The 12947-nt window shown below is 37.2% G+C and carries 10 protein-coding genes; 6 read left to right on the top strand and 4 right to left on the bottom strand.

Annotation, left to right across the window (positions count from 1 at the left end; genetic code table 11):
• A partial coding sequence (locus tag AC2JBO_RS36115; RefSeq protein ID WP_496958455.1) for a GAF domain-containing protein occupies positions 1–3475 on the bottom strand: 3475 nt, incomplete at its 3' end.
• Positions 3476–3837: 362 nt separating this feature from the next.
• Entirely contained in the window at positions 3838–4284 is a 447-nt protein-coding gene (locus AC2JBO_RS36120) for a response regulator (RefSeq protein WP_496958456.1), read from the bottom strand.
• Positions 4285–4443: 159 nt separating this feature from the next.
• Here AC2JBO_RS36120 and AC2JBO_RS36125 point away from each other — a divergent pair, with 159 nt between their 5' ends.
• The 6 genes from AC2JBO_RS36125 (at position 4444) to AC2JBO_RS36150 (ending at position 10611) form a co-directional block, all read left to right on the top strand.
• A complete protein-coding gene (locus AC2JBO_RS36125; protein WP_496958457.1) occupies positions 4444–4827 on the top strand; it encodes a DUF1016 N-terminal domain-containing protein in 384 nt (127 codons plus the stop codon).
• Positions 4828–5139: 312 nt separating this feature from the next.
• Entirely contained in the window at positions 5140–5466 is a 327-nt protein-coding gene (trxA, locus tag AC2JBO_RS36130; RefSeq protein WP_496958458.1) for a thioredoxin, read from the top strand.
• A 567-nt stretch (positions 5467–6033) separates the two neighbouring features.
• Positions 6034–8082, top strand: a complete 2049-nt coding sequence (locus tag AC2JBO_RS36135) for an Eco57I restriction-modification methylase domain-containing protein (protein WP_496958459.1) — start codon at positions 6034–6036, stop codon at positions 8080–8082.
• Between the two features lie 39 nt (positions 8083–8121).
• The gene (locus AC2JBO_RS36140) at positions 8122–8877 is read left to right on the top strand and encodes an Eco57I restriction-modification methylase domain-containing protein (protein ID WP_496958460.1); all 756 of its coding nucleotides are present in this window, start codon (positions 8122–8124) and stop codon (positions 8875–8877) included.
• 57 nt (positions 8878–8934) lie between these two features.
• The gene (locus AC2JBO_RS36145; RefSeq protein WP_496958461.1) at positions 8935–10011 is read left to right on the top strand and encodes an AlbA family DNA-binding domain-containing protein; all 1077 of its coding nucleotides are present in this window, start codon (positions 8935–8937) and stop codon (positions 10009–10011) included.
• Positions 10012–10218: 207 nt separating this feature from the next.
• Entirely contained in the window at positions 10219–10611 is a 393-nt protein-coding gene (locus tag AC2JBO_RS36150) for a hypothetical protein (RefSeq protein ID WP_496958462.1), read from the top strand.
• A gap of 77 nt (positions 10612–10688) precedes the next feature.
• Here AC2JBO_RS36150 and AC2JBO_RS36155 read toward each other — a convergent pair whose 3' ends face one another.
• Both AC2JBO_RS36155 and AC2JBO_RS36160 read right to left on the bottom strand, forming a co-directional pair.
• Complete coding sequence (locus tag AC2JBO_RS36155; RefSeq protein WP_496958463.1) at positions 10689–11297, bottom strand: Uma2 family endonuclease; 609 nt, start codon at positions 11295–11297, stop codon at positions 10689–10691.
• A gap of 247 nt (positions 11298–11544) precedes the next feature.
• Complete coding sequence (locus tag AC2JBO_RS36160) at positions 11545–12501, bottom strand: manganese catalase (protein ID WP_496958464.1); 957 nt, start codon at positions 12499–12501, stop codon at positions 11545–11547.
• Between the last annotated feature and the right edge of the window lie 446 nt (positions 12502–12947).

Consider the following 12947-nt stretch of genomic DNA (forward strand, 5'->3'; position numbering starts at 1 on the left):
CATCGCTCTTCATATCAATAACTTCATCACCCAATACAAACGCGACCATCTGTAAAGCATGAAGCGATGGTTCGTATACAAAAACGGCTGCGTTTGCGGCGTTGCTTGCTCTTATAGCTTCTTTCAGGACAGCATTTAAAAAGGATTGTAAACTATCTGAAGAAGTAAGATGGCTAACAGAACGTTTGAGAGCATCATTGGCAGCAGCTAATTCAGCAACTCTTTCTCTTTCAGCTTTTAAACGCTCATCAACTAAGCGCTCAATTAATTTTTGACGATGTAAAGCTGCCCCAATACTCTCTGCTGCTGCTGTTAGCACATCAATTTCTTGCTGACTCCAAGCGCGCGGTGTAATACAATCATCAAAAGCAATATTACCAATGTAGTGACCCTCAACAAAAATAGGAACAACACCAGAAGATTTTATCGAGAGTTTTTCAAAATGTAATCGTGTCGCCGAAGGAAAATCATCAGTTATCCGCCATATTGACTTTCCTTGATAAAGTTCATGAGTTAGCACAGCAAAGTCACTGTTATCCATCACGTTTAATCCAACTTCGTGATGCTTATAAATTCCGCTTGCTGTCCATTCATGAACAACGTGATGTTTCAGTCTTTGCGTAGATAATTCTAAAACTTCTTTCAGAAACGCAACCCGACTTATGTTAGCAGCTTCTCCTATCGCTTGAAGTGCAGTACAAATTGCAACATCAATATCAGATGCACTTAATAATTCTTTAGTTACTTTAGCGATAACAGATAGTAATAAGTCACGCTGCCGTAACTGTGTAATATCAACTTGAGTAGCCCACCCCCCGACTGCATACCCATCCTTGATAATACTGAAAGCATTGTTAAGGAAGTAATGTTTTTGTCCAAAACGGTCTATTTCCACTGTTTCTTGATTTCTCATTCGGTGCCCCGAACGAATAAATTCCGATATTTGAAGCGCATTAAGAGGTTCATCCATAACATGCACATCCATAACACGAGTGCCGACCATTGCATTTGGTTGGTCATAACCATACATTTGCGCGAAAGCTTGATTATGTTCTACAACTCGAAACTGCTGATAAAACTGTTGAACTTGTTCTTCATGAGGAAGTAAAACTGAGATTGGCTGTACATACTCACATCTATAAATACCTTCACTCGAAAGCTCCATTAACGCGCGATAACGTTCTTCAGATTCTGTGAGACGTAAAAGTGTTTGTTGTAATTCAATATTATGCTCTTCAAGTTCTCTTGCTCGCTGTTGTTCTGCCATAAGTAATGCTTGAGTCGCACGTTTGCGTTCAATAGCACTACCAACACAGTTAGCAGCAATTTTTAAAGCCGCTAGTTCTGCTTGACTACGGTGTTTTGCTACGCGACAATCATCAACCCCTAATAGACCCCACCATTTGCCCGAAACATATATAGGAATAACAATAGTTGATTTTACACCTATGCTGATTTGCTCACTGCGGAAAGGTTCTGGCGCCTCAGATATTTGATAGCTTGCAGTTTCCCCAACCTGAAATAATTTATACAACCACTCAATGTCAGCGTAATTACCGCTTGCAGCAACTCCTGAGAAGAATTGTGGCACAGTGCCATGAGAATTCCATTCATAAATAACCTGCCAATATAAAGATGATAGCTCTTGTTGCAGGTTGAAATTTTCTATTAAATTAACGCGATCAGCATCTAATTCCTCCCCCAAAGTTTTCAGAGCAGTGTTAACAGCTTCATCAAAGTTTTCTAAAGTTAACAATGAGTCAGTTGCCTTTACGGTTGCAGCTAAAATACGGTCTCTCTTAACCAATTCTTCGTTAAGAGAAGCTAGACGCGCGACCTTTTCCTGTTCCGCTTCGAGTGCTGCTTGCTGAATGAATTTTAATTCGGCATCTTTTTCTTGACGTTCTATTGCTGCTGCTATGCTATCTACAGCGATTGTAAAAATTGCTCTTATAGCTGTATCAAACACTGGCACAAAGCTACAGTAGTCAAACCCAAACACGCCCCAAAATTTTTCTTGTACTAAAATTGGTACAAGTGTCATTGCGATATTGCCTTGTTTTTTTAATTCGCTACGGCTCGGTTCGGGTAATTCATCAATCCACAGTGTTACCATTTCTCCTTGAATCAGCTTTTCTTGCACACCTGGAAAATGGGTCCAAGGCGCCGAAGAAGCGAGTTCAGGTGTTATATCTATTGAAGCGGCAATACCTTCATTACACCATTCGGTATGCACGCGAACGGCAAGTTTTTTGGTTTGGTCGTCAACAAGATTTTCCACTAGATAGCAACGGTCTGCTATTGCTGCTTCGCCTAGAGAACGTAATACCTCTGGTAAAGTTGTAGTGTAATCACCCGCACGTAGAAGTTGGTTTGCAATAGTTGTTATTGTTTGTAAAAGACGCTCTCTTTCTATGGTGCCATCCAGTAATGCTTGCTCTTTGGTACGTAGCTCTGTAATATCAATTTGTGTACCCCAGCCACCTGTTACACAATTATTTTCGATAAAGCTAATTACGCTATTGAGAAAATAGTGTTTCTGTCCATTAATATCTACTTCTTCTGACTCCGCGTTACGGATACGGTAGCCCTGCTCAACATAATTACTTACAAACTTACGATTTTTTTCAGAGTCAGCAACATGAGTATCCGATATTCGTAATCTAACTACATCTTCAACTTTAGTAAAACCATACATTTGTGCAAGCGCAATATTCGCTTCTGCAAAATAATAGTTTTGGTAAATTTGTTCAACTTGTTCATAGACAGGTAAAGACAGCGAAACTGGTTCATCTAGTTGCCAACGATAAATACCTTCGTTACTAATCTCAAACAATGATTTATATAAAGCTTCCGAACGTTGCATTTCTTCTATATATTCTTTCTGTTCAACGGCGCCTGCAATACTCGAAGCAGCTATTTCCAAAATCGCAATTTCTTCTTCATTAAACAACCGCACTTTGCCACAATTCTCAAAACCAATTACACCCCAACATTCATTTTTAATCATAATTGGCACATACAGCATTGATGTATTGCCTTGTGCTTCAAGAATGCTTTTTGCTGGTTCTTCTTGCTCTTCGACTAAAAAATTTAATACTTGTCCACGTGCCAGAGATGTCCAAAAGTTTCCAAAATCTTCCCAAAACATTATGGGAGTTGCTTCTCGCCAGTTAGGAGCATTTGAACTAGACGATTCATATGGAACGACAATTAATGATTTTCCAGACTCTATATCAAGCTGTGACTGTATAATATAGCAACGGCTGCTCCCCACTGCTTCCCCTAACAACTGCACCACATCGCGTAGTACAGTCGTGTAATCAGGCGCCTTCTGTAACATATTAGCAACAGTCGCGATTTTCGAGAGTAAACACGTATAGTCATGCTCTCGTTCCTGCCGTAAAGCAGCAACTTCGGCACGGAGACGTTGATTTTCTTCCTGAAGTTGGGCTATTACGTAAGATTGAGACATGGATTACAGCTTGAGGTTGAGTAAGTAAAATTTACAAGCGTATTATCAAGACTAATATTTTTTATATTTTATCTTTAGGTAGGGCGCAGTGTTGAAATTGTAAATAATTATTTTAGATTTATTTTACCAATTAATGTCTTATTGGTTTACTTATGCCAAGTACTTGAATATACACGAAATATAAAATAAGTCAACCAACTACAGGTTAGTTAAAAAATGCTGATTTCAACAGTAAGATTTTACACCCTAATATTATGTTCGGTTGATTACCCATAATTACCATATTACGTAGAGACCGGATTAATCGCGTCTCTACAATGATTTTATTCTGATTACGTTTCTGGACATAATATTAATTATCATTAAGGTGAAATTGTACCAGTTGTCGCTTGTCCAATAAGTTGTGCTATGAGTGTAACTAATATATTGAAGTCAATGGGTTTAACTTCATACATTTGAAAGCCAGATTTAAAAGCTAATATACGCCATTCTTCCAAATCTACACATGTTAAAGCTATAGCTGGAATGTGTTTAATTTTTCCGTCTTTCAGATTTCTTACATAACGAATAAATGAGTAACCATCTTCATCTGGCATTGCAATATCACTAATTAAAATGTCCGGTATCCATTTCATTAAAATTTCTCTTGCTTGCTTTGCCGACGTAGCTGTCATAACTGACATTGAAAATTCCTTTAATATTATCCCAACTAGCTCTAAACTATCGATGTTGTTATCTACTAAAAGTACTCGTAAGCCATTAAGTGAGAGAAAATTATTTTGCTCTATAAAACTCGTATTTGAAATCATGGCAGTTATTCTCAATAGATATTGTATGATAAAAGATATGAGAGTAAATGCAATACTGCTCGGTTAGACTATTTTCTTGAAACGAATCCCCCTTGACCCCCTTAATAAGGCTACCTTGTACACACAAGTCTCTTTTTCTTCTCTTTCTTTGAGTTCTTCGTGCCTTTGTGGTTTATCTCTTTAAAGAACCACAAAGACACAAAGGACACAAAGGGAGGAAAAAAAGGGGCTTATTCAAAGATGTGTGTACACCGTAGCTTAATAAGGGGGAAAATAGCGGCTTTTAGCCCCCCTTATCAAGGCAGGGCTGATTCGTTCCCTAAAAATCTTGAAAAATCAAGGGTTTCGCGCAAATCTTTATTGGTAATGAAGCTTATCGCTCCAGAGCAAATTGGTCAACAAGTTGTTGGCCAAATTCTTTGGGGTGGTTATATAGTTATTTTGGAGGTTGTGAAAGAACCTTCAGCTAGACTTTGGTATATACCAAAAGTAATAGAAAATGGCTGGAGTAGAAATATATTAAATGTACAGATTAAAAGCTGAAAACCGTAGGATGGAATTTGGAGTTCCCTGTTGTAACAAGCTGTTATCGGATTTATTAAGTTTTTTAAAGTTTTAATTAGTTTATGATATTAGCTTTACAAAGCTTTGTATAATACAGAGGCTTTCAAGGGTAAATAACAAAATAGCTTTCACCATAAAACATTTAATCTCCTAGAAAAAATAAATTTGGTTTAAGTCTTAAAAACCTATGCTTGATAAAGCATCATTAGGTTGTACCATTAAAACCCATTGACAAGAAAATATGTACTAAGATTTGCACGAATTAACAATAATATTAAAATCAAAAAAAGGGTGCCTGTGAAAACAGTTGAATTTGTTCAAGAACAAGAATTCGATTCACTTTTGACCAACAGTGGACTAGTTGTATTTGACTTTACTGCAACTTGGTGTGGACCTTGTAAGATGATTGCTCCTCTGATGGATAAATTAGCTGAAGAATATGATGGTCGTGTCAAAGTATTTAAGGTAGACCTTGGTGAAAATCAAAGTCTTGCTAAAAGACTGGGGATACGCAGCATTCCTGTAGTGATGATTTACAAAGATGGAACTCTCATAGAAACTATCGTTGGGGTAGCTCCTTATGAAAGATTCACCGATGTTGTCATAAAGCAGCTTTAGGAATTTACATCCGATTTACCGTAATTTAAATATACACGTAATATCCAAAGCCCCTGTAGAGACTCCATTAATGAAGTCTCTACTTTGTTATACCGGGAATCTGACCAATCTAATCACCCACAGTATTAGTACTTAATTCAATAAATTAGATTAGTAATAAATAACACTTATACTTTCATTCTACGCAGGCGATTTTAGGTAGAGTGTTGATTAGCTTAAGTAATTTCCGCGCGTTACCCAAACATATGCTGGTTATAGATTAGAGCAATTATCAAGATTTAATATCGGCGCCAAATTTCAAAATTATTTTTATACAGGCAAATTTTATCCTGAAGTACACGGTTGAATTCAGTATAAAGGCTTATACTCAGTATTTACTAGTAAGTAAAATAACTGAGCCGTTTCTGGCACCATAAGGGTTATTACAGAAACAGTATTATTATTTTTCATAAATTTAACCCCATATAACAAGGGTTATAGCTCCAAGACTCAGGTCTATGGGCAAATTTTTTATGCTCACTAATTTCTACAGAAACTTCTATTGTTATTGTACAGGGTAGGTATATCATGGCACTCAATTTCCATAGCACAAGGGATTTGCTCTATAACTTTCAATTCGAGGATTTATTCATAGAGGAGTTAGGTTGGTCACAACCGACAGGTAAAAAAGCTGTGCAGGTGGAAATTGACGAGAAAAGTTATAACTATAAGTGTATCGCTGAGGCTTCAGGTGTAGCTGTCTTTGAAGTCACAGCAGGTGATGGCGCCATTCCCGAAGCAAAAGTTCGTGGCGCCATTCATCAACAGGTTACAAAATTAAAAGCTGAAAACCTGCTGATTTTTATTGATGCAACACGCACTCGTAGTCTTTGGTATTGGGTAAAGCGCGAAGGAAATAAAGAATATATTCGTGACCACTTATATATAAAAGGTCAACCTGGTGATTTATTCTTGAGTAAGTTAGGTGCTTTAGTAATTGATATCACCGAACTCGAAGATGATAGTCTATCGGTAGTAAAGATTGCTCATCGACTACAAAAAGCTTTTGATGTCGAACGAGTTACAAAACAGTTTTATAAAGATTTTCAAGAAGAGCATAAGCAGTTTTTGGGTTACGTTAAAGGGATTAATAACGAAAATGACAGACGTTGGTATACTTCTGTTATCTTAAATCGTTTGATGTTTGTTTACTTTCTCCAACGTAAAGGCTTTATTGATAAGTCTAATAATAAACCAAACGGTGATTTTGAATATTTACAGAATAAATTAGAATCAAGTAAGCAGCGTGGTCAAGATTTATTTTACAGCGAGTTCCTCAAAGTCTTATTTTTTGAATCTTTTGCCAAACCAGAAAGCGACCGTGACCCCTCTGTACAGACATTAGTGGGAAATATTAAGTACTTAAATGGTGGATTATTTTTGAAACATCGCATTGAGCAAGATTACAGTATAAAAATAGCTGATGAAGCATTTCAAAAAGTTTTAGACTTATTCGCGCGTTACTCTTGGAACTTAGATGACACTCCAGAAGGTAAAGACGATGAAATAAATCCTGACGTTTTAGGATATATCTTTGAAAAGTATATTAACCAAAAAGCATTTGGTGCCTATTACACAAGACCACAAATAACTGAATACCTTTGTGACAGAACAATATACAAATTAATTATAGACCGTGTTAATAACGCACTATCAGACAAGTATAAATCATTTGAGGATATTAACGAACTATTCCTAAAATTAGATGCTAATATCTGTCGCTTACTAATTAAAGATATTCTTCCCAACTTATCCATTTTAGATATTGCTTGCGGAAGTGGCGCCTTTCTTATTGCCGCAATGAAAACCCTAATTCAAGTTTACAGTGCGGTAATTGGTACAATAAAACTAATGGGAGATGCGAATCTAAAAATAGAGATCAAACAACTCGAACAAAAACACCAGTCTTTACCTTATTATATCAAAAAACGTATCGTTACAGATAACCTCTATGGTGTAGACATCATGGAGGAAGCGACAGAAATCGCAAAATTACGTCTATTCTTAGCTTTAGTATCTTCTGCCCATGATGTAAACGAATTAGAACCACTACCTAATATTGACTTTAATATTATGGCGGGTAATTCGCTGATAGGATTAATCAAAGTTGATGAAACCGCGTTTGACACAGTAGGAAATTCTAAACAAGGTAATCTCTTACAGTCTCTAGCAGCAAACCAGTACAAAGCTATTTTAGAAGATAAAAATCAGTCAATAGAACTCTACAAGAAACACGCATTTATACCCGGTGAAGAGAAACTAGCTACCGGAGATGAAGGAACGCATCAAGATGCAAGATTGTTAAACTTACGTAAACACATTGAAAACCTCAATAAAAAATCACAAGAAAAGTTAAATTCTTTGTTACTGGATGAATTTAGTCAAAAACTTAGTATAAAATATGAGGAAGTTCAATTAACTGGTAAGTCCAAGAAGCGTGTCTTAAAAATAGACGATATTGCATCATTGAAACCATTTCACTGGGGTTATCACTTTGATAAAGTATTAGAAAGAGGTGGTTTTGACGCAATTATTACAAACCCACCGTGGGAAACTTTTCAGGCAGATGCAAAGTAATTTTGCTCTGGATATAGTGAGTTAGTTTCTAAAAAAAAGATGGATATCAAAGATTTCACAATTGAGCTAAAGCGTTTATTAACAGATTCTCAAATTCAAAAAGCATGGCTTAATTATCAAAGCTATTATAACCATCAAAGAGAGTATTTTAGATTTGCTGAACAATATAAAAATCAAGTTCCGATAATTAATGGCAAACGTCACGGAAAAGATGTTAATCTTTATAAACTATTTCTAGAGCAATGTTTTAATCTATTGCGTGATCGAGGTGAGTGTGGAATCGTTATACCAAGTGGTATTTATACCGATTTAGGAGCTAAAAAGCTTCGAGAAATGCTATTCAACCAAACCACAATTACTGGATTATTTTGTTTTGAAAACCGCAAGACTATTTTTGAAGGAGTTCATCGAAGTTTTAAATTTGCAATTCTAACTTTTGAAAAAGAAGGCGTTACTAAAGATTTTCCTGCAGCTTTTATGCGGCAAGATTATCAAGAGCTACAAACTTTTCCCAAAGATAACAGTTTATCAATTAGTCTTGATTTAGTACAAAAACTATCACCTGATTCTCTCTCAGTAACGGAGTTCAAGAACAAGATTGATTTTCACATTGCTGAAAAAATCACTAAACTTCCCTTGTTAGGTGAAAAGTTTTCTGATAAATGGAACTTAGAACTTCATCGTGAATTTAATATGACAGATGATGCTTTTCTTTTTTATAAGGAGCCGGGAAAAGGTATGCTTCCCCTGTATGAAGGTAAGATAATTCATCAATTTACTAATACCTATACATAACCTAGGTATTGGATAGATGAACGTGAAGGTAGAAAAGCATTATTAAAACGAAATCAGGTGGATAGCGGTCAAACATTTAATTATCAATGCTACCGTTTAGGTTTTAGAGATGTAGCGTCAAGCACTAATCAGAGGACAATGATTGCAGCGATTCTTCCACCAAACGTTTTTGCAGGAAATACTATAGTATTGTCAGACCCACTTTCCAAAAATGATGAATTATTATTTGCTTGCTCTTTACTTAATAGTTTCACTTGCGACTTTATAATTCGTCAGAAAGTTACATCTCATTGCAATATGTTTTATGTTTACCAGTTACCTGTTCCACGTTTAACAGAAGGCGCCCCGTACTTCAATGAAATAGTCGAACGCGCGGCAAAACTAATTTGCACTACTCCTGAATTTGACGAACTCGCGCAGGAAGTAGGACTAGGTTACCATGCAAACGGCGCCACCGACGAAAGCGAAAGAGCAAAGCTCCGCGCGGAACTTGACGGAATGATAGCTCACCTCTATGGTTTAACCGAAGAAGAGTTTAAATATATCCTCAGTACTTTCCCCATTGTTCCAGAACAAGTTAAACAAGATGCCTTAACTGCCTATCAAAGCTTGGCGCCTATATCTAAAGATGCTGAAATAGTGCCATTAATTCAACAAGGTGAGAATGACCAAACCGAATTTAAATCTACCGCGCGTTGGAATTTGCGAGAAAATAAGCAAGATAAAGCTATAGAACATGAGATAGTTAAAACCGTTGCAGCATTCTTAAACACCAATGGCGGAAATTTATTTATCGGAATTGACGATGACGGCAAACCTCATGGCTTAGATCATGATTATCAAACCTTGAAAAAGAAGAACAATGACGGTTACATGCTGTTTTTAAACAATGACCTGTTATTGAGGGAGATAGGACAAGAATTTGGTAGTCACTTCCGCATCACTTTTCATAAGGTAAGCAATAAAGATGTATGTCGAGTTACTGTACAGCCATCACCAAATCCTGTTTGGGTCAAAATGAAAGACAAAAATGGTAAAGAAGAGGAGATTTTCTACATTCGTAGTAATAACTCAAGCGTCAAACTCTCACCGAAAAAAGCTGCGGAATATATTAAAATGCGAAAATATACTTAGCTGATTTTAATGTAGCTGTTTGAGCAGTATTCGCCTTGCACTCGGTTTTTTATCACCATTACTCCGGGCAAAATCCATCATAAAGAAGCACTAGGATATTGTAAAGGCACTTTAAGAAAGCGTTGTCTCTATAGCCAAGGCAGTTTAAGATAGTTAGTATGCAAGCACAAACACGCTACTCACGCGCTCCTATAACTGAAGCGTTAATTGATATTTGATTTAATTGTTGTAACTCAAAGCTGCGACTTAGATAATAAGAAAGTTAATCAAGTAATCTTGTGTCCAATCTTCCCTGTTGTGGAATATGAGGAAGCTAATCCTGCTTTTGCAAAAAACGGTAGGTGGAATGATGTCCTAAAAGGTAGAACAGAGGGCTTACATTTGCTTGCATCTCCAGAAACTCCAGAAAATAACAGAGAAGCATTAGTTGTAGATTTACGACAAATATACACTTTGCCTTATGAATATTTGTTAAAACACGCTACAAATTTAGGCTCCCGGTGGCGGTTAAAATCTCCCTATTTAGAGCATTTTTCCCAAGCATTTGCAAGACTATTTATGCGAGTTGGTTTACCCTCTTCTATCCCACCTTTTTCTTGATTAGATTCTATATGTGTGCTGTGGCTTGCCTAGATAAATAATTCATCCAGCAAGCTGCTGCACAAATTGCTTATATTTCATCTTGCTGATTCAAAGACTTGTTTAGCTGTTAACGTAAGATTTGGAAAAGTTGTCGAAATTAACGTATCTTCATTTCGGAATAATTGCCTTTGATACTCATCCTGATTTAAAGTACAGATTGTAATTGTTGGTTGTTTCGGTTTACCTATATATTCTCTTCCTCCAATGCCAAGGTAGTCTACAATCCAATACTCATGTACCCCTAACATTGCATAATCTTCTACTTTACGCGCGTAATCATTTTGCCAATTTGTACTGACCACTTCTACAGCAAGTTTAATTGTGCTTCCAAAAGTAATTACTGGTTCTTTTTGCCACAACGGTTCATTGACTAAGCGAGTACTATCCAATACAATTACATCGGGACGAAAAGCTGTATCTACACCTAAAAGCTGAATAAGGCATCGATGGGGAATAAAATAATTTGGATAATGGTGGTCAATTTGCACATTAAGTTTTCTTCCAATTAAGCCAACAACTTGCTCGTGTAGTCCAGTTAGTTCTATGTCAATTAACTCTTTGTCGATTAGCTCATAGCGTTCATTATCAGCATATTCTTTGATAAACTCATCAACAGTTATAATTTTTGATGCTGCTTGAGTCATTGTAAATATTCCTTTAAATAACTATAAGCGATAAATGTTCTAGCTAATAGTCATTATAATACTTTATATCTTAAATCTTGATTTCCAATATTTTCTTGTAGAGTGGGCATCCCTGCCCGCTTTATATAAAAAATAGGCGCCCTAAATAAAGAATGGGCACCTTGGATGAAGAACAGGCAGGATGCCTGTTCCACAAGATGTTGATTTAAGTTTTGGAAGTTTTGTGGGTTTGTACAGTTAGACATCCTTATTGTCTGGCTCGTCTGTCAACTTCTTTTACTATTCCATCAGATGGCATCGACGAGGCGCCAGGTGATGACATGGAAGTAGTATTGATTGAGGGGTCTATTGGTGTACCGTGCAGACGTGGGTCAACTTGTGGAGGTTGAGGTTCTGGGCCTAGTGGTTGTGGGTTTGCAACATACTCAAATTCACCTTTACCATCCATTGAAGGACCTTTTGCCCAACGACCTTCTGCACTTTCGGTTCCTTCGGAGTGATTCCAGAATTGGTATGCAAATTCGCGTTTTTCTAGTTGTAATGGGAAGGAACTTGGCACTGGTGTGTCTTCAAGTCCCTCTGACTTCAAGTCTTCAAGTGCTGCTAGCCATTGGTTTTGGTGCATTGTATCGCGCGCAATCATAAATGACAGTGTATCTTTTACACCTGGGTCATCTGACATTTCATACATTCTCACCGCTTGTAAGCGTCCTTGTGATTCTGCATGAAGGTTAGAGCGGAAGTCAGCCATTAAATTACCACTGGCAATGATGAACCGACCGTTCCAAGGATAACCAACGCTATCAGCAGCAGTTGCACCTAATCCTGAAACAATTAGATGTTGTGGGTTCATAGCCATTGCTTCTGCCATGATTACATCGCGCGTACTTGTGCCACCCATTACTGCACCTACAACTGGGTCACTCGCTCCTTCTTCTTGCACTTTGATAGGCGCCTTATCTAAAAGGTGAGCAATCATTGTTGCAAGCATTTCGATATGACCAATTTCTTCAGTACCGATATCTAGCAACATATCGCGATATTTTGCTGGACCACGACAGTTAAACCCTTGGAACAAATACTGCATCATTACAGTCATTTCTCCAAAAGTCCCACCGATGAGTTCCTGAACCTTCTTTGCGTAAACTGCATCTGGCTTTGTGGGCGGCTTAAAATATTGAAGTTTCTTGGTGTGATAAAACATTTACGTACCCTTCTGAATTTAGTTACTACTATACTTGGGCGACATTGACAGTTAATCTTCACTGATTCTCTGGCGCCTTACCCTTCTAGTAGACTTCTGATTAGCTTATGGTGCTTCATTCTTCAGTGGGATATGAGAAATACTTTTATTTAAGCCTTTATACGGAAGTTGGTTTAATTCTTTAGCCTACAATACCTAATACCCTTGGACTGTCACTCTCTTTTCATTTGCGTCTAATGAGTGTTATCACCTATTTGTAAATAATATACGTAAAGCTGAATTTTTAAATAGGCGCCTGCTATAGTGTATTCGATCAAAATCCCCCCCCACCCCCCTTAATAAGGGGGGAAAAGAGAGGAGGTTTTTAACCCCCCTTCCACGCGGCAGGGCTGATTCGTTCCCTAAAAATCTTGAAAAATCAAGGGTTTCGCGCAAATCTTTATTGG

The organism is Calothrix sp. CBUCES-K 9914 (assembly GCF_059640475.1).